General features: G+C 71.8%; 14 protein-coding genes and 1 pseudogene. 11 read left to right on the forward strand and 4 right to left on the reverse strand.

Annotated features, from left to right (window positions below; genetic code table 11):
- Positions 1-2,101 (reverse strand): golvesin C-terminal-like domain-containing protein (locus G4D87_RS17040; protein WP_163783127.1); only part of this gene is annotated, 2,101 nt, incomplete at its 3' end.
- Positions 2,102-2,179: 78 nt separating this feature from the next.
- Between G4D87_RS17040 and G4D87_RS17045 the strand changes: the two genes are divergently transcribed.
- On the forward strand, positions 2,180-2,833 hold the full coding sequence (locus tag G4D87_RS17045) for a diacylglycerol kinase family protein (protein WP_163783128.1): 654 nt from the start codon (positions 2,180-2,182) through the stop codon (positions 2,831-2,833).
- Between the two features lie 13 nt (positions 2,834-2,846).
- Here the strand turns inward: G4D87_RS17045 and G4D87_RS17050 are convergent, their stop codons facing one another.
- On the reverse strand, positions 2,847-3,050 hold the full coding sequence (locus G4D87_RS17050) for a hypothetical protein (RefSeq protein WP_176408800.1): 204 nt from the start codon (positions 3,048-3,050) through the stop codon (positions 2,847-2,849).
- 299 nt (positions 3,051-3,349) lie between these two features.
- Between G4D87_RS17050 and G4D87_RS17055 the strand changes: the two genes are divergently transcribed.
- The 6 genes from G4D87_RS17055 (at position 3,350) to G4D87_RS17080 (ending at position 11,406) form a co-directional block, all read left to right on the forward strand.
- Complete coding sequence (locus tag G4D87_RS17055) at positions 3,350-4,945, forward strand: NAD(P)/FAD-dependent oxidoreductase (protein WP_163783130.1); 1,596 nt, start codon at positions 3,350-3,352, stop codon at positions 4,943-4,945.
- A gap of 22 nt (positions 4,946-4,967) precedes the next feature.
- On the forward strand, positions 4,968-6,956 hold the full coding sequence (gene traC / locus G4D87_RS17060) for an outer membrane exchange accessory lipoprotein TraC (protein ID WP_240358339.1): 1,989 nt from the start codon (positions 4,968-4,970) through the stop codon (positions 6,954-6,956).
- A 297-nt stretch (positions 6,957-7,253) separates the two neighbouring features.
- Positions 7,254-8,726, forward strand: coding sequence for a pre-peptidase C-terminal domain-containing protein (locus G4D87_RS17065; RefSeq protein WP_163783131.1), 1,473 nt, complete (start codon positions 7,254-7,256; stop codon positions 8,724-8,726).
- 115 nt (positions 8,727-8,841) lie between these two features.
- Positions 8,842-9,747, forward strand: a complete 906-nt coding sequence (locus tag G4D87_RS17070; RefSeq protein ID WP_163783132.1) for an AEC family transporter — start codon at positions 8,842-8,844, stop codon at positions 9,745-9,747.
- Between the two features lie 77 nt (positions 9,748-9,824).
- The gene (locus G4D87_RS17075) at positions 9,825-10,679 is read left to right on the forward strand and encodes a nucleotidyltransferase family protein (RefSeq protein ID WP_163783133.1); all 855 of its coding nucleotides are present in this window, start codon (positions 9,825-9,827) and stop codon (positions 10,677-10,679) included.
- Between the two features lie 178 nt (positions 10,680-10,857).
- On the forward strand, positions 10,858-11,406 hold the full coding sequence (locus tag G4D87_RS17080) for a hypothetical protein (RefSeq protein WP_240358340.1): 549 nt from the start codon (positions 10,858-10,860) through the stop codon (positions 11,404-11,406).
- A 12-nt stretch (positions 11,407-11,418) separates the two neighbouring features.
- Here the strand turns inward: G4D87_RS17080 and G4D87_RS17085 are convergent, their stop codons facing one another.
- Positions 11,419-11,628 carry a hypothetical protein gene (locus tag G4D87_RS17085; RefSeq protein ID WP_011550932.1) on the reverse strand — a complete coding sequence of 70 codons (210 nt, stop codon included), beginning with the start codon at positions 11,626-11,628 and terminating at the stop codon, positions 11,419-11,421.
- A gap of 198 nt (positions 11,629-11,826) precedes the next feature.
- Here G4D87_RS17085 and G4D87_RS17090 point away from each other — a divergent pair, with 198 nt between their 5' ends.
- Together G4D87_RS17090 and G4D87_RS17095 are read left to right on the forward strand one after the other, a co-directional pair.
- A complete protein-coding gene (locus tag G4D87_RS17090; protein ID WP_163783135.1) occupies positions 11,827-12,057 on the forward strand; it encodes a hypothetical protein in 231 nt (76 codons plus the stop codon).
- A 54-nt stretch (positions 12,058-12,111) separates the two neighbouring features.
- Positions 12,112-12,405, forward strand: coding sequence for a hypothetical protein (locus G4D87_RS17095; protein WP_163783136.1), 294 nt, complete (start codon positions 12,112-12,114; stop codon positions 12,403-12,405).
- A gap of 10 nt (positions 12,406-12,415) precedes the next feature.
- On the opposite strand, the gene G4D87_RS17100 is transcribed toward G4D87_RS17095, so the two are convergent.
- Positions 12,416-13,609, reverse strand: coding sequence for a hypothetical protein (locus G4D87_RS17100; protein ID WP_163783137.1), 1,194 nt, complete (start codon positions 13,607-13,609; stop codon positions 12,416-12,418).
- A 100-nt stretch (positions 13,610-13,709) separates the two neighbouring features.
- Between G4D87_RS17100 and G4D87_RS17105 the strand changes: the two genes are divergently transcribed.
- Together G4D87_RS17105 and G4D87_RS17110 are read left to right on the forward strand one after the other, a co-directional pair.
- Positions 13,710-16,793 carry an MG2 domain-containing protein gene (locus G4D87_RS17105; protein WP_176411172.1) on the forward strand — a complete coding sequence of 1,028 codons (3,084 nt, stop codon included), beginning with the start codon at positions 13,710-13,712 and terminating at the stop codon, positions 16,791-16,793.
- Positions 16,790-17,116, forward strand: a pseudogene (locus tag G4D87_RS17110) (alpha-2-macroglobulin family protein); the annotation flags it as partial. The gene G4D87_RS17105 and the pseudogene G4D87_RS17110, both read left to right, overlap by 4 nt.

A 17,116-nucleotide genomic window follows, 5' to 3' on the forward strand; every position in this document is an offset into this window, starting at 1 on the left:
CGGTGAACCAGTCCACCAGCCGGTACGGCGCGCCCACCGTCACCAGGTTCGCCGCCACCGCCGCGCGCGTCGCGCTGTCGAAGGCCATGCCCGCGTGCGCCAGCGCGGCGCCGTGGCGGCGCACGTAGGTGCCGTCGTTCATCGTCTCCACCAGCAGGCGGACCGGCGCCTGGAGGTCATAGGCGTCCAGCGGCTCGGCGCACGCCTGGGAGGCGTCCAGCCGCTCGAAGCCGTTGACCACCAGCACCGGCGACTCCTCGCCGCCCGGCGTCCGCACGCCCACGGTGGCGGACGGGAAGCCCTCGCCGCCCGCGCTCACCGCGGCCACGCGGAAGTAGCGCGTGGTGCCCGGCGCCAGCGTGGCGCGGAACGACAGGCCCGCCTCGTCCGTGCCGTCGTCCCAGCCCAGCCCGTCCGCGCTCTGGTAGACGCGGTAGCCGGTGGGCGCGTCGCGGCCCTCCTCGTCCGGGTTGGCCGGCGGCGCCGCCCAGCGGAGCTCCACCGTGCCGCCGCTGCCGTTGAGCGCGGCCACCGCCTCGGGCGGCTCGGGCGGCAGGACGACGGGCACGCTGTCCCGGGCCGCGTAGTACTTGATGAGGCCCTGGAGGATGGCGCGCGCGGCCACCCGGCGGAACACGGGCTCCTTCAGCCGGTTCGAATCGGTGACGTTGTCGTGGTAGGCGATCTCCAGCAGCACGGACGGCATCTCGTTGTTGTGCGTGGGGTTCACCTCGCCCAGGTTCGCCGAGCGCAGGTTGCGCACCCGCCAGCTCGGGTCCACCTCGCGGCGCATGTCGCGCGCCAGCTCGTCCAGCAGCGCCCGCGCCAGCACGTCACTGCCCGGGAACCCGGTGAAGTTGAGCGTGCCGTCCACCGGGTTGGGCCCGTACACGTAGGCCTCCGAGCCCGACACATTGCCCGACGTGGACGCGTTGGTGTGCCACGCCACGTACACCGCGTCCTCGCCCTCCTCGTGCAGCCACGCGGCGAAGCGCGGGCGCGCGGTGACGTCCGCGTTGCGCTCGTTGGTCAGCGCGTTGGCCCCCGTGGGCGCGTACACCGTGAAGGGCGCGCCGCTGAACTGCACGTGGTAGCGCGCGGACTCCTCGTAGCGGGGCCGCGCCAGGGGCGCCATCGCCGCGTCACCGATGACGCCGCGGCCACCGCCGAAGCGCACCGCGTCCAGCGACAGCGTGCCGCCCTCCGCCGTGTCATTCAAAGCCACCACCGCGCCGGAGTCCGGGTGCTGCCCCGCCTTGAAGTAGAAGCGCCCCAGCAGCACCCACGTCCCGCCGTGACGGCGCTGGTTGACGCGGAAGTGGCTCTCACCGCCCGCGTGCTTCACCACGTAGTGCGCGTCCGGCGCGCGCGTGGGGTCGGCAGCGTAGGAGACGTAGACGTGGTAGCTGCCCTCCGCGGGGAGCGTCGGCGCCCACGTCGCGCTCGCGGTGGCGCTGCGCGCGGAGGCCATCACCCGCGTCGTGCCCAGCGAGAAGGGCTCCACCCCGTTGCCCATGGGCATGGGCGGCGTGCCCCAGCCGGGCTGCGCGGAGGCGTCGAACCCGTCACCGTCCTCCGAGTAGCCGGCCTGCCCGTCGTCGACGATGGCCATGTGCCCGTTGAGGTCCGGCTCACGCAGGGGCACCACGGTGGCGCCGGCGCCCGTCAGCATGGGCAGCAGGTACTGGTTGAGCACCTCGGCGGAGATGAGGTCCTCCACCACGGCCCAGGTGTTCGGCCGCTGCGTGGCCCAGCGGTTCAGCGGCGCGCTGCGCGTGAAGCCGTGGCCCGGGCTCAGGTACACCACCTTGCCGGAGAGCGCGCCCGTGCGCTGGCGCGTCTGCGGCACGCCCGACTTCGTCCCGGAGGCGCCCGGCCGGAGCTCACGCCGGACCACGGGCGGCTCCTCGGCGGACAGGCGGCGCGTCTCATGCGGCCGGGGCCCGGGCATCGGCGTGTACCGCGCACCCGGCGGCTCCAGGCCACACGCCCCTTCGTCCAGCGCGGCGTGGGATTCGGCGCGGGCCAGGGAGGAAGTCAACACCAGCGCGAGAAGTGCGCCACCCAGACGGACACGAAGCGGGTAGGAAGGGGCATTCACAGGGTCGGACCATACCCCTTCACGACGAAGGGGCAATCCGTCCCACGGGTGTTAGCCTCCCTCGCGCTTTCGCCATCGATGAACGCACCTCCCCGGCCACCCGCGTCCTTCCCTCCCCGTCACGGTTCGGGGCTGCTCGCCTCCTTCGGCCATGCGTGGGCGGGGCTCATCCACACCGTCATCTACCAGCGCAACATGCGCGTCCACCTCATCGCCGCCGTGCTGGTGGGGCTGGTGGGCAGCGGCATCGCGCTGGGGCTCGCGGAGAAGGTGACGCTCATCTTCTGCGTCCTGCTCATCTTCTTCGCCGAAATCCTCAACAGCGCGCTGGAGCACCTGGTGGACCTGGCCGTCCAGCAGTTCGACGAGAAGGCCCGGCTGGCCAAGGACGCGGCCGCCGCGGGCGTGCTGGTGCTCGCGCTGGGCACGGTGGTCATCTTCGCCGCCATCCTGGTTCACAACTGGGACACGGTGCGCACCAGCACCGACGCCATTGTCCGCCAGGTGGTGCTGGGGCTGCCGCTGACGGCCTGCATCCTGGTGCTGGTGCTGCCCCAGCGCCGTCCCGCGTGGGTGGATGTGGCCGCCTTCACCGCGGGCGGCGTGCTGATGGCGCTCCAGGCCACGCAGACGGCCAGCAGCGTCTTCAGCGCCCTCACCGCGGGTCTGCTCTTTGTTGCCGGCGCGGCTGCGTACCAGCGGAGGCGGGAGCAAGGGGCGCCCCGCGCCTGACCCGTCAAGCACCTCAGGCGTGCGGGCGATTCTCCGGGGCCTGCTCCTGCGCCGCCTGGACGGCCGTCGCCTTGTCGCCTTCCTTGATGTCCGTCGTCACCAGCTCGAGCAGCTCCGTGGCGATGCCAATCACCTGGTGCGGGGTGTAGCCGCTCGCGCGCAGCTGGTTGAAGAACGTGCGCGCCAGGATCCGGGTGCCCTTTTGATCGGTGCTCAAGGTCAGTGCCTCCATAAAGCGGCCGGGAAGGAGCGACGCCGCGTAATCACGATACGGCCCTGTTTCAACCCCCGTGCCAGCCGATCTCTTCCAAACGGATTCCTCAACATTTCCCAAGGGTTGAAGTAGACCAGGGCCCCAAACGGCCCTGGAGGGCAGTGCGAACGCGGTTGCGCAGTCCTCGGCGGTACGGGGGATTGGCGTGGGGGGGTGCATCAGCGGGTTCGCACCCGGATTTCAAGGGCTTGCAATCTTTCAACGGGGCGGCGAGATACGCGCCCCACCAGGAGCGGATGGCCATGGCGTATCGGGTGAACAACATCGGGCTGTGGCTGGACGAGCCGGAGGAGCTGCTCGGTCAGCGCGCCGCGGAGAAGCTGGGCGTCACCCGCTCCGACCTCGCGTCCGTGCGGGTGGTGCGCTCCGTGCTGGACGCGCGGAAGAAGGGCAGCCCGCGCTACATCTACACGCTGGAGGTGGAGCTGGCCCGGGGCAAGCAGCCGGCGAAGCTGCCACCGGACGTGGGTGAGGCGCCGCCGCCTCCCGAGCCGCTGGCCCCGGTGAAGGCGCCGGAGCAGTGGCCCATCATCATCGGCACGGGCCCCGCGGGGCTCTTCGCCGCGCTGGGCCTGCTGGAGCGCGGCGTTCGCAGCATCCTGCTGGAGCGGGGCCGCGAGGTGGTGGCGCGCCGCAAGGACGTGGCGAAGCTCATGCGCGACGGGACGCTGGACCCCGAAAGCAACATGAACTTCGGCGAGGGCGGCGCGGGCGCGTACACGGACGGCAAGCTGTCCACGCGCATCAACCACCCCATGGTGCGCAAGGTCATCGAGGCCTTCGCCCGCTACGGCGCGCCGGACCACATCCTCATCGAGGGCAAGCCGCACATCGGCTCGGACCTGCTGCCCGGCGCGGTGGCGAAGCTGCGCGAGGAGCTCATCGCCGGCGGCTGCGAGGTCCACTTCGGCACGCGCGTGGACGACCTGCTCTACAAGGACGGCCACATCGCGGGCGTGAAGCTGTCCGACGGCCGCACGCTGGAGAGCAACCGCGTCATCCTGGCCCCTGGCAACTCCGCGCGCGAGCTGTACGAGCGCTTCGCGGCCGACGGCCAGGTGATGGTGGAGGCCAAGCCCTTCGCCCTGGGCTTCCGCGCCGAGCACCCGCAGGCGCTCATCAACGGCATCCAGTACGGCAACGCGGCGAAGAATCCGCGCCTGCCTCCGGCGGACTACAAGCTGGCGGAGAACCTGGAGGTGGACGGCGAGGTGCGCGGCGTCTACTCGTTCTGCATGTGCCCTGGCGGAATCGTCGTGCCCACGCCCACGCAGGACGGGCTCCAGTGCACCAACGGCATGAGCAACTCGCGGCGCAACGCGCGCTACGCCAACGCGGGCATCGTCGTGTCCGTGTCCGTGGCGGACTTCGAGCGCGAGGGCTTCCGCGGGCCGCTGGCGGGCCTGGAGTTCCAGCGCCACTGGGAGGGCAAGGCGTATGAGCTGGGCGGAGGCCGCTTCTACGCCCCGGCCCAGACGATTCCGGACTACCTGGCCGGGCGCGTGAAGAAGGACCCGGGCGGCACCAGCTACCGCCCCGGCCTGGCGCACACGGACCTCAACCAGCTCTTCCCGGAGCGGCTCACCGAGTCGCTGAAGCAGGCCCTGCGCACCTTCGAGCGGAAGATGCGCGGCTTCATCAGCGAGGAGGGAAAGCTCATCGGCATCGAGAGCCGCACGTCGTCGCCGGTGCGCATCACCCGCGGCGAGGACCTGCAGTCAGTGTCCATGAAAGGCCTCTACCCGGCGGGCGAGGGCTGCGGCTACGCGGGCGGCATCGTGTCGTCCGCCATTGATGGACTGCGCGTCGCTGAGCAGATTGCCACCGAACTGTCCTGACGGACGGCCGGGAGGAGGGCGCATGGGATACGTCGTGCGGACGCCGGAGGGCGAGCTGGTCTACCCCAGCCTGCTGGACGTGGAGCGGGCCTACGTCCAGGGGCTGGTGGACGCGGAGGACGAAGTCCGGGAGGAGACCGCCACCACCTGGCGCAAGGCGGCGAGCATCCCCGTCCTGGCCCAGGCGAAGCCCGCGCGCTCGGGGGCCTTGCAGCGGGGACAGGTGCTTCGCGTGGCGGCCGTGGTGCTGCTGAGCGCCCTGGCCCTGTCCCTGGTGTTCGCCCTGTCGGGCTGCTCCGCCTTCTCCCGGGCGGTGAAGGAGGGAGACGTCGCCAGTCAGGAGCAGAAGTGGGCGGAGGCGGAGGCGGCCTATCTGCGCGCGCTGGCGGCGGACCCGGAGGCCTCCGAGGTCAAGGTGAAGCTGGGCAAGGTGCGCCAGGCCTGGAGCGAGGTGGTGCTGGCGGATGCGCGCGCCGTGCATGCCTCCGGGGACCTGGATGGCGCGATGAAGCGCCTGGTGCGCGCGCTGGAGCTCAACGCGGACAACGCCTCGGCGCGGGAGCTGCTTGGCGCCACGCTGGATGCGCGCGTGGCGGCGGGCAACGCGGCGTTGAAGGCGGAGCGGCTGCAGGACGCGCGCGCGGAGTTCGACGCGGTGCTGTCGGTGGCGCCGGACCACGCGGCCGCCAGGCGGGGCGTGGACGGCGTGCAGGTGGCCTGGGCGCGGCGCTGGTTCGGTACGGGTGAGGGCCTGGAGAAGGCCGGCAAGCTGGGCAACGCGCTGGTGGCCTACGTCCGCGCGGACCAGGAGCGCGTGGGCGCCACCGCGGCGCGGGAGCGGGCCGAGGCCGTGCGCCAGAAGCTGCGCGACGAGGTGGCCTTCCTGGTGGTGGCCTCGCCGGTGGAGGACCGGGCCGGAGCGCCGGACGTGGCGCAGCGGCTGTCGGCCGGCCGGCTGGCGGCGATGCTGCCCACGCGGCTGCCCCTGCGCGTGGTGACGGAGGCCCCGGCGGGCCGCGAAGGCGTGTCTCTGGATTTGTCGCTGGAGCGCGTGCTGCCGCTGCAGGTGGTGGAGGAGTCTCAGCGCACGCAGCGCTACCTCGCCGGCAACCGCTCCGTGCCCAACCCGCGCCGCGGCGGCTTCGAGACCCAGCTCCTGAAGGCTGAGCGCACCCTGGAGGACGTGGAGCGCAAGCAGGCCGCCGCGCTGCGGGAGTACCTGCGCCTGCAGGCGGAGCTGTCCATGGTGCGCGTGTCCGCCGAGCGCTGCCGCGAGCGGGAGCGCCGCCAGTGCCGCGAGGCCCTGCAGGAGTGTGGCGATGCCGCGCGCGAGGCCAGCGGCCCGGGCGAGCTCCCCAGCGAGTGCAACCCCTCCCGCTGTGACACCAAGGCGTGCGTCGCCGAGGAGGTGTTGCTGGTGGCCAAGGCCGCCGCGTCCCTGGAGAAGGAAAAGGCGCTGGAGGCCGCGCTGGACAAGGCCGAGGGGCAGCGCACCCAGGTGCAGCGTCACCGCGACGCCACCTTCCGCGAGCCCATCACCGTGGAGGAGCCCATGTATTCGGACTTCGTGTTCGACGTGCAGCTCCACCGGCTCACCGTGACGGCCTCTGTCACCGCGGTGATGCGGGATTTGCTCAAGGAGCAGCAGGTGCCCGCGCCCAATACGCAGGACTACGCGGTGATGCACGAGGACACGGCGCACAAGGGCTACGACAGGTACGGCGTGCTCGCGGACCCGGTGCAGCTGCGCAACGAGCTGGAGCTGCGCGTGGAGGTGGGCGACAAGGCGGTGTCGGACGTCGCCCGCCGCGTGAAGGAGCGCTTTGACGCCTACCGCGGCAAGCGCGTGCAGGACGCCCGCCGCGGCATGGTCCGCCCCGGCGCCGAGGACGTGGTGGAGACCGCCGTGCGCGCGCTCCTGCTCACCGCGGACGCGCCGCCGCAGGACATCCTCCAGCCGCTGGGCCGCGCGCGCGGCCTGACTCGCCCGGAGAGCCTGGTGGGGCTGTAGGGCTTCCGTTGGCGCTGTCTATTTTCAGGACGAACGAATCCAGACGGTCGGTGAATGCTGTCCTGTTTCAGGACGGCCTGTCTGGGTATCAGTCAACTTGGCTTCTACGGACAAACCCTTATAACCACTGCCATTTGAAGGCGAATCGTAATAATTGTTTACGAAAAGCCGAGCGGCTTTGGAGTCCCGGCACACCGCGTTGAACAGGGAGCCATCAGAAAACCTGAATGACGGCGATGACTTGGCTGCTGGCATGGCGGCTGCTTGGTCGGCTGCGAACCATTCATCCCAACAAGGATGTCCATGTCACAGTCCAAGTTCGTCGGCGCCCTCACGGGTCTGGCGCTGCTCGCCGGTTGCGGCGGCAGCGATGCTCTCACCCCCACCCCCGAGGAGTCGCTCGGCCAGGGGATGTCGTGGGAGGAGTTCCTCGCCCAGGTGTACCAGGAGCCGGAGACGGGCATCTTCATCGCTGACGGTGACACGACGTTCGCCACCGAGAAGCACCTGCGCGAGTTCTATGACAACAACGTCAAGAACGGGCAGCTCATCGTCCACCGCGTGGGCGGGGCGGACGCGAAGTGGAGCGACACGCAGAAGCTGAACCTCACCTACTGCGTGAGCACGACCTTCGGCAGCAACTACAACCGCATGGTCCAGGCGATGGCCAGCGCGACGGGCACGTGGGAGGCCGCGGGCCACGTGAAGTTCGTTCACGTCTCCGCGCAGGACTCCAACTGCACCGCCAGCAACAACAACGTGCTGTTCGACGTGCGCCCCGTCAACGCGGGCGGCCAGTACCTGGCCCGCGCGTTCTTCCCGGGTGACGCGCGCTCCAGCCGCAACGTCCTCTTCGACGCCAGCGCCTTCCAGCCCCTGGGCGTCTGGACGCTGGAGGGCATCACCCGCCACGAGCTGGGCCACGTGCTCGGCTTCCGTCACGAGCACACCCGCCCCGAGTCCGGCACGTGCTTCGAGGACAGCAACTGGCGCGCGCTGACCACCTATGACGGCGCCTCTGTCATGCACTACCCGCAGTGCAACGGCACCCAGAACGGCGACCTGGTGCTGACCACCAAGGACGTCCAGGGCATCCAGGCGCTCTACGGCACGCCGAACGGTGAGCCGCCCCCGCCGCCGCCGGACGGCGATCCGGTGACGGAGACGCGCTCGGGCTCGGTCGCCGCGGGCGCCGAAGTCAACTACGGCCCCTTCAACGTCGTCCCTGGCTCCACCTTCACCGTGACGATGACGGGTTCGGGTGACCCGGACCTCTACGTCCGCGCGGGCGCGGCGCCCACCACCACCGCGTACAACTGCCGTCCGTACCTCAGCGGCGCCAGCGAGACCTGCTCCGTGGAGATTCCGGCGGGCGTGACCAGCGCGTACATCATGGTGCGTGGCTATTCGTCCGCGACCTTCAACCTGACCATCAACTACCTCACGCCCTCCGGCGGCAACGGTGGCACGCCCACCAGCGAGACGCGGACCGGCAGCGTGGCTTCTGGCGCCAGCCAGAACTACGGGCCCTTCAGCGTGAAGGCGGGCACCAACTTCAAGGTCGTGATGACGGGCTCGGGTGACCCGGACCTCTACGTCCGCTTCGGCGCGGCCCCCACCACGAGCTCGTACAACTGCCGTCCGTACCTCTCGGGCGCCTCCGAGACGTGCGACATCGCCGTGCCCGCGGGCCAGAGCACCGCGTACATCATGGTGCGTGGCTACACGGCCGGTACGTTCAACCTGGCCATCAACTACACCAAGCCGTAGTCCCGGCTTCGGCGTGAAGTGAACGACGGGCGGTCTTCCCCTGGGGAAGGCCGCCCGTTGCTTTTGGCGCATGCCGCTGGAGTTCGCCGCGGTGGGCTGAGACGCTGTGGCCGTCATGGGGAACGTCATCGGGCTGCTGGGGGCGTGTCTGGTGCTGGGCGTCCTGGCCCGGCGCAGCGGGAAGTTTCCGGAGGGCTCCGCCGGGGCGTTCAACACCTTCGTGCTGTACGTCGCGCTGCCGGCGCTGGTGCTGCGCGCCATGCACCGGTTGGAGTTCGTACCGGAGCTGCTGGTCGCCGCCTCGGTGCCGTGGCTCTACTACCTGGGCGCGGGCCCCTTCTTCCGGGGGCTCGGGCCCCGGCTGGGGTTGCCCAAGCCGTCCATCATGGCGCTGGTGCTGACGGCGGGGCTGGGCAACACCGCCTTCGTGGGGCTGCCCATGGCGGAGGCGCTGCTGGGCGCCGAGGGGCTGCCGGTGGCGGTGGTGGTGGATCAGCTCGGCTCCTTCCTGGTGCTGTCCTCGCTGGCCACGGTGGCGGCGGCCCGGGCGGGCGCGGACACGCCGCTGTCCGCGCGGCAGCTCGCGCGCAAGGTGGCCACCTTCCCCCCGTTCCTGGCGCTGGTGGTGGCGTTGGCGACGCGGCCCTGGGCCTACCCCGTCTGGCTGGACGGGGTGCTGGAGCGGCTGGGCTCGCTGCTGACGCCGCTGGCCCTGTTCGCCATTGGCCTGCAGCTGCGCCTGTCGGGCATCAAGCCCCGGCTGCCCGCGGTGGCCCTGGGGCTGTCGTACAAGCTGCTCCTGGTGCCGGCGCTGACGGCCGCGGGCCTGCTGGCCTTGCCAGGGCTGGCGCCCATGGTGGTGCAGGCCACGCTGCTGCAGGCGGCCATGGGGCCCATGGTGAGCGCGGCCATCCTCGCGGCCGAGCATGACCTGGACCCGGAGCTGGCGGTGTTGATGGTGGGGGTGGGCGTTCCGCTGTCCTTCGCCACGGCGCCGCTGATGTGGATGCTGGCGCGCTGACGCACGCCTGGCTGCCCTGCGACCGGCCACGCGGCCGGACCGCTGTCGTCCCGGCATCGCGCTCCTATTTTTGGCGCATGGCTGAGCAACCACCGAAGGCCTCGGGCGAGCCCGGGGGAGACCCACGGCGGATGGAGGTCCGGCGGCCGGTCGCCGAGCTGGGCGCACGGGCCTATGCCATCCAATTGCTGTCCGACGCGCGAATCCCGTTCCTGGTCGGTGGCGCTTACGCGTTCGCCCACTACACGGGCATCTATCGCGACACGAAGGACCTGGACCTGTTCATTCGCAAGGACGACGCGGACCGCGCCTTGGAAGTGCTCGCGCGCAACGGCTGGAGCACGCAGAGCAACGTCCACGGCTGGCTGCACAAGGCCTTCTGGGACGACTTCCTCGTCGACCTCATCTTCGCGTCCGGCAACGGCATCACCATCGTCGATGACGGCTGGTTCGAGCACGCCGTCTGTGCCCGGCTGCTGAACTGCGCGTGCAAGGTGCCTCCGGCGGAGGAAATCTACTGGAGCAAGGCCTTCGTCCTGGAGCGCGAGCGCTTCGACGGACACGAGCTCACGCACCTGCTCCTGAAGACGGGGCGCACGTTCGACTGGCCGCGGCTGCTGGCGCGCTTCGACCGGTACTGGGAGGTGCTGCTCTCGCACCTGATGTTCTTCCGCTTCGCGTACCCCGCGGACCGCGACATCGTCCCGGAGTGGGTGATGCGCGAGCTGCTCTCCCGCGCCAACAGCTCGCTGGCGGAGGGCAACTGGGACTCGAAGCTGTGCCGGGGCCGGCTGCTGTCTCAGGTCAGCTACCAGGTGGACGTCGACGAGTGGGGCTACGAGGACGGCCGCGCCTGGGATGAAGCCGAGCGCAGGCTCGAGCGCGAGCCCGAAGTGGTGCCCGCCGCGAGCGGTACCTACGGCGGCCACTGAGCCACGGACCCCGCGCTCGCTTCCTGGGACTTCGCCAGTCCCGGCGTGAGCGCGCCAGGTCCACCGGCCCTGCCACGGCTTTAGCGGAGCCTCACCTTCGGGCAGAGGACCCGCCGAAAGCAGGTGTCATGTGTCGCGGAGCGAAACCAGACCCCGAGGTGTCATCGGAATCCTGGGCGTGTTGTGCCTGACGCTCGCGCCCTCCGCGCGGGCACAGGTCTCCGTCACCGGGCAGGGAGGACCGCTGCGGCTCGAAGCGGGCTCGCAGTCGGTGGAGCTGTCCCTGGAGGAGGGTGGCGTCGTGCGCGGGCCCGGCGTCGAGCTGCGTCAGCGCGGCGCGGCGCTGGTGGGCCAGGTGCGTGGCAGGGACGTGGATGTCGGCTGGGCCAGCGGAGACCTGCTCGGACGCGTGGGGGACGGCACCGTCGACCTCCGCGTGCTCGAACGGACGCCGGAGCCGGGCCTGCACCTGGAGGGGAACTTCGCCAGCCAGCCGTCGAGCCTCGTCATCGCGCCCTTCGCCATCGCTGGCGCCATGGGCGGATGCGACTACACGATGTCCGTGACGGGAGAAGGGTATTCAGGCTGGCGCACCTGCCAGCGTGGGACGACGCTCCAGCCGGGCCCCGTCTCCCTGTCCCTGCCCGAGGAGGTGCTGCGCCTCGGACAGGGTGAGAAGGCGGCCCTGCTGGCGCTGTTGCTGTCGGAGACGATGTTGCCGCCGTGAGGCGACGCGTGCTCAGGCGAGCACGGTGGTGGCGAAGGACAGCTCCACGCCGTTGTCGCGCACGCGCATGCTGGGCTTGGACAGCCAGTGGCACCGCGGGCAATAGCTGTGCGCACCCGCCTGAGAGGCACGCACAGTCACCTCTCCACCGCAGAGCACGCAGCCGTCGGGGAGGACGAATTCGGCGAACCGCTCGCCGGTGTTGCTCTCGAATTGAGTCATGCTTCTGAGTTAACGCAGGAATCGCGAGGCACAAGGCGACCTGCGGTGTACCCCGGTCGGGCATGCACGAAAGTGCAGGCAGGCAGCCAGGCCCTCCTGCATTCCTTACGGGCCCGCCGCGCTTTGGTGGGTGGCCGACACCGCAACCCGGTGAAGTCGCGTGCTTGCCCTGGCACGGGGATTTCAAGGGCCCGGGGCATGGATGCACAGGGTGCGGGTAACGGCATGGGTGGGGTGCTGCGGGTGGAGCTCCTCCAAGACCGGCGAGGCTGGGGCGTGGAGGTGGAGACGTGGGCCGGGGCCGTGCGCCGGTACCGGTATGGCAGCGAGGCCCAGGCCCGCTTCTTCGCCGCGGTGTTCGAAATGGGCCCCCGCGTGCTGCCGCCGGTGAGCGCCGGGCGCCGCAGGCGGACCCGCCGGGCGGCCTGAGGCTCCGCGTCTTCCCGCTACCCTCGCGGGCTGCTTTCGGAGAGGCTACGGGCCATGAGTGACGCACCCAAGCCCTTCCTTCACCGTCCCAACCGCCAGCTCATCACCAAGGAGCCGGACCCCGCGGGTCGCTGGTCCAAGCAGTTCCCGGACATGATTGGCTACGCCAGCCAGGGCGGTGGCAAGGTGCCGGCCGACTACGGCTGGAACACCAACCCCAAGCAGTGGCAGGAGGAGATGACGCAGGAGTCGCTGGCGGCGCGCTACGACGAGCTGCGCATCCTCCCGCCGAAGCCCGCCGCTCCGGCGCTGCCCGAGGGCGCGAAGCCCGAAGGCTCCAAGCCGTAGCCTCGCGCCTCTAGCTGAAGGGCAGGGCCGCCAGCCGCTCCCGGAACCGGGTGAGCAGCTCCCGCGCTCCTGCCTCCTCCAGTCCGTCGCCCGCCTCCTGTCGCGCCTTGCGCAGGAAGGCGTCGAACGGCGGCGAGCGGCCCTGGAGCGCGCCCGCCGCCTCCACGGCCTCCGCCAGCACGCGCTCCGCGCCTCGCGAGCCCAGCGACAGGTGCATGTCCGCCTGCTCCAGCTTCATGCCGCAGGTGGCCCACACCGCGCGGTCATGGACGACGAGCCAGGTGCGCGTCACCTCCTCCATCTGCTCATCCAGCGCGGTGAGGTAGGGCTCCACCAGCCCCGGCAGCGCGTCCGGCGCCAGCTCCGCCTGGGTGGCCGTGTCCAGCAGGCGCGCGCGCAGCTCCAGCACCTGGTGCTTCTGCGGCGTGCGCAGCGCCACCGACGCGGGCAGGGACACGAAGGCCGCCAGGCTCTCCGCTACCTGCCGCGCCAGCGCGGGGCGCGCGGGGGCCTCCGCCTTCGCCGCGCGCTCCAACCGGCCTTGCAGGGAGCGGCGCAGGTCCGCCGCCGCCGCGCGCAGCGCCGCCCGCGCGCCCACCTGGTGGGCGTAGCCGGGCACCACCTCTTCGCGGCGCACGTCGGCGAAGGCCGCGGCGGTGAGGTACACGAGGTCGCCGATGCGCACGCGGAAGTCGGCGCGGAAGGCCTGCAGCTCGGCCATCAGCGTCCAGCGGTCGCTCACCACCTCCGGGCGGCGCATCTGCTGTCCCAGCTCCGCCACGCGCCGCGCCAGCCGATCCGCGACGGCGTGCAGCACCGCCTCCACCTCCTGCGCCAGCCGCTCATCCGAGCTGGCCGGCGGCGGAGCCCAGCCACCGTCGCCAGGCCCGACGGGGCGCGTGGGGGGCGGGAACTCGTGGTGGACGGCGCTGACGAGCTGGTTGACGCCCACCAGCGTGTCGCCAATGGCGGGCGCCATCGTCTCCCACAGCGACAGGTCCGCGCCGCCGTCCGCCTCCACCGACGTGGGCTCGTACTTCGCGATGCTCAAGTGTCCCAGCCGGTCAATGGCCACCGCCGCCGCGCGGTGCACGCGCTCCAGCCGGTCCGCGAGGTGCCGGTCGGTCAGGGCTTCCAGGAGCGATTCCAGGCGCGCGGGCAGCGCGTCCTGGGGCGAGCGGGATTTGGGCTTGGGCGCTGGCAAGGGGCGGTGACCCTAGCGCACCGAATCGCGCCACGCGAAGAACGGGGGGCTCTTCAGGGCCCCGTCTTCCCGGCATAGAGTGGAGGGAAGGGGAGAATCGATGACAATCCGCTTCCGGCGCCGCCGGCTGCTGGGAGGAGGACTGGCTGCGTTGCTCGTGGGGGGCGCGGTGGCCTTTGCCTCCTGGGACGTCTGCCTTTCCGCCTGGGTCCTGCGAGGAGTGAAGGTGCCGAGCTGTCCCGACGGACAGTTCCGCCAGGTGGTGGAGGTCCATGGCTCCGGCCTGGCGCGCGGCGACACGGGACAGGTGCTCGTCGTGACGCACGCGCTGGCGCCGCATCCGGAATCCGGCCAGATGATGAAGGCCCCGGTGACGAAGGCCACGGCCGCCGTGTTCCTGGTGGACGTGGCGGGGAAGGAGACGCCGCTTCCCCTGGCCCAGGAGACGGACTGGACGCGCACCCAGGACGACCGGGGACTGTCGGCCCGCGTGGTGGTGCCGGAGGTGCCGGACGGTGACTACCAGCTCCGGGCCCGCGTCACCTCGCCGCTGGGCACGGACACCGTGGATGCGCCGCTGCCGCTGTACGCCAATGCCCTGGCGCATGTGCTGACGGACCGGCCCCTGTACGAGCCGGGCCACGAGGTCCTCTTCCGCGCGGTGGCGCTGAGGGCCAAGGACCTGGCGCCGCTGGATGGGCGGCCGGGGACGTGGGTGGTGCGGGATTCCACCGGCGAGGTGGTGCTGGAGGAGCGCGCGCCGGCCGGGCCCTGGGGCGTGGTGGCCGGGCGCTTCCCGCTGGATCGGGGCGCGCCGCAAGGGACGTGGACGGTGAGCTGGGTGAGCGGCGGGGCGCAGGCCTCGGCGTCCTTCGAGGTGAAGCCCTTCACCCTGCCGCGCTTCCGCGTGGAGGCGCGCAGCGCCCGGCCCTTCTGGCGCGCGGACGAGGTGCCGGTGGTGGATGGGCAGGTGACGTATGCCTCGGGCGCGCCGGTGGCCGACGTCGAGGTGAGCCTGACGTGGGAGGTCCACGGTGACTGGCCCGCGCCGACGGAGTGGCGAACGGGAGGCCTGCCGGACCGCGCGCGCACCGACGCCGCGGGGCGCTTCCACCTGTCGCTGCCGCGCGTGCCCATGGACCTGCGCGGGCAGGCGCGGCTCGTGGCGCGGCTGGTGGCGCGGGACGCGGCGGGAGACCGCATCGAAGGCGGCGTGTCGCTGCTGCTGGCCGAGGACGCGCTGCAGGTGTCGGCGGTGACGGAGGTGGAGGGCGGCCTGGCGCCGGGCTTCAACAACCGCGTCTACGTGCGCGCGACGACGGCCGCGGGGCAGGTGCTGCCGGGCACGGAGCTGACGGTGAAGCGCGCCTGGGACCCGCGGGACGAAGGCGTGCGCGCGGTGACGGACGAGGACGGCGTGGCCGTCTTCCAGCTGGACCCCGGGCCGCCCGTCAACGTCGTGGTGCCGCCCATGCCCGTGCGTCCGCCGCCGCCCGAGCCCACGGTGCGGCTGGGCCAGACGCGCAGCCTGCTGGCGCCGGGGATGGAGGTCTCGCTCGAGGACCTGCTCGCGCTGGAGAAGGCGCTGCCCGCGCTCGAGCCCTGCGCGCGCTTCGTGACGCGCGAGCAGGGAGCGCTGGACGTCGAGCTCGGCCTGCGCGTGAGTGCTTCAGGTGCGGTGCTGGACGTGGTGACGGGGACGTGGCCGCTTCCCGCCTGCGTGGCCTCCGTGCTGCGCTCGCGCACGCTGCCCGCCGGGCGCGAGCGGGTCCTCCAAGTGGACCTGAGCGTCAGGGACCCGGGCCTGCCGGAGCTGGAGGTGGAGGTGGCGTCGGCCTTTGGCGCCCCTGAATCGCTGGTGGCCGCGCTGGCGGACGCGGCTCGCGACGCGCGTGCGTGCCTGCCTCGGGACCTGAGCATGGAAGCCCCGCTGCCCGCGGCCTTGAGCTGGCGGCTGGGGAAGCGGGGCCTGGAGTCGCTGACCTGGGTGACGCTGCCGAAGCAGTCGGGCGCGCTGGCCGCGTCAGCCCTGCCCTGCATCCAGGAGCGCTTCGCGCGCGTCCGGCTGTCCGAAGCGGCGCGGACGGAGGCTGCCCTGGGCGTGGCGCACCTCACCGCCCATCCGTCGGATGAGGAGGGGCGCCAGTCCGCCGCCCAGGCCACCACCTTCCTGGGCTACGAGCTGAAGGTGAGCGGCGCGCAGGGGGGAGAGGCCGTGGGCGAGACGAAGCTGGTGCTGCGTCCGGCGGAGGTGCCGCCCACGCGCCTGCGCGCCACGCCCGTGCTGGCACGCGGCGGCGAGGAGGTCCGCATCGAGCTGCTGCGCGGTCCCCGGTTCGAGGGCCCGCTGCCCGACACCCTGGTGCTCCAGGCCGGCAACCAACGGCTGGAGGAGAAGGTGGACAAGGCGACGCGCTCGGTCCGCTTCAAGCTGCCCGAGGACTTCGAGGGCTGGGCGATGACGGCCTGGGAAGGCGCGCAGGGCCGGGTGTACGTGGCGCCGCGCGCGCAGCTCTCCGTGGAGGTGACGCCGGACAAGCCGCGCTACGCCCCCGGCGAGCTGGCCCGGCTCCAACTGCGGACGCGGGTGGATGGCGAGGACGGACCGGCGGCGGTGGGGCTCTTCGGCGTGGATGAGACGCTGGCGCAGCTGGCGCCGCTGCCAGGGCCGGACGCGCTGGGACAGCTGCGGCCCGTGCCCACGGTGTCCTCGCCGGCCTTCGGTGTCCTGGATGGCCAGGCGCTGGCCATGGGCCGCATCCGCGGAGCCAACGCGGCGTCGGCGGCGGTGCTGCGGGTGAGCGACGTGCCTCGGCGCGAGCACACGGAGCCCCGCGTGACGGTGAACGCCATGACGGCCTTCGAGCCGGAGTCGGAGCTGACCGAGCCCTTCTACACCGTGCTGGGGGAGCTGCACGCGCAGGTGCGCGCCTGGGAGGAGAAGGCCCCCGAGGGGCAGACGCTGGACCCGGCGGGCATGGCCCGGCTGTGGGAGGGTGCGCTGGCGGCGTGTGAGCAGCGAGGCGACAAGGTGACGGATGCCTTTGGCCGCCGGCTGAAGCTGTCGCGGCTGCCCGTGGACCTGCTGGCCCTCACCGACCCTCGGGCGGTGGTGTCCAGCGGCACGCGGCTGCCGGAAGACGTGGAGAACTGGACCGCATGGGTTGCCCGGGAGGCGCCATGAATCGCTCGTTCTTCGCCGGGGTGGGCTGCTCCCTGGCGACCCTGGTGGGGTTGGTGATGTTCGTGGCGCTCTTCGGTGACAACGTGCGGCGCCTGTTCGGCGCTTCGGCGGAAGCGCTGGCGGGGGAGCCCGCGCCTCAGGCGACAAAGAGTCTCCGCGCCTTTGGACAGAGCCCCGCGTACGACGGCGAGCAGGAGGTGATGGCCGAAGCACCGGTCATGGCGGGGGCGCCGATGGAGCTGGATGCGATGCCCTCGTTCCCGAACAAGCTCCGCGGCGCCCTCTCCGGGCTGGCCACCGAGGGCGTGGCGGCGGGCGGGGGC

Origin of the sequence: Myxococcus vastator (assembly GCF_010894475.1) — a bacterium.
In the GTDB taxonomy this organism is placed as follows: domain Bacteria; phylum Myxococcota; class Myxococcia; order Myxococcales; family Myxococcaceae; genus Myxococcus; species Myxococcus vastator.

Bases quoted from the DNA above. Each gene is read 5' to 3' on its own strand.
- G4D87_RS17045 (WP_163783128.1), top strand. From the start codon at position 2,180: ATGAACGCACCTCCCCGGCCACCCGCGTCCTTCCCTCCCCGTCACGGT.
- G4D87_RS17055 (WP_163783130.1), top strand. From the start codon at position 3,350: ATGGCGTATCGGGTGAACAACATCGGGCTGTGGCTGGACGAGCCGGAG.
- G4D87_RS17075 (WP_163783133.1), top strand. From the start codon at position 9,825: ATGGCTGAGCAACCACCGAAGGCCTCGGGCGAGCCCGGGGGAGACCCA.
- G4D87_RS17090 (WP_163783135.1), top strand. From the start codon at position 11,827: ATGGATGCACAGGGTGCGGGTAACGGCATGGGTGGGGTGCTGCGGGTG.
- G4D87_RS17085 (WP_011550932.1), bottom strand. From the start codon at position 11,628: ATGACTCAATTCGAGAGCAACACCGGCGAGCGGTTCGCCGAATTCGTC.
- G4D87_RS17095 (WP_163783136.1), top strand. From the start codon at position 12,112: ATGAGTGACGCACCCAAGCCCTTCCTTCACCGTCCCAACCGCCAGCTC.
- G4D87_RS17105 (WP_176411172.1), top strand. From the start codon at position 13,710: ATGACAATCCGCTTCCGGCGCCGCCGGCTGCTGGGAGGAGGACTGGCT.
- traC (WP_240358339.1), top strand. From the start codon at position 4,968: ATGGGATACGTCGTGCGGACGCCGGAGGGCGAGCTGGTCTACCCCAGC.
- G4D87_RS17070 (WP_163783132.1), top strand. From the start codon at position 8,842: ATGGGGAACGTCATCGGGCTGCTGGGGGCGTGTCTGGTGCTGGGCGTC.
- G4D87_RS17065 (WP_163783131.1), top strand. From the start codon at position 7,254: ATGTCCATGTCACAGTCCAAGTTCGTCGGCGCCCTCACGGGTCTGGCG.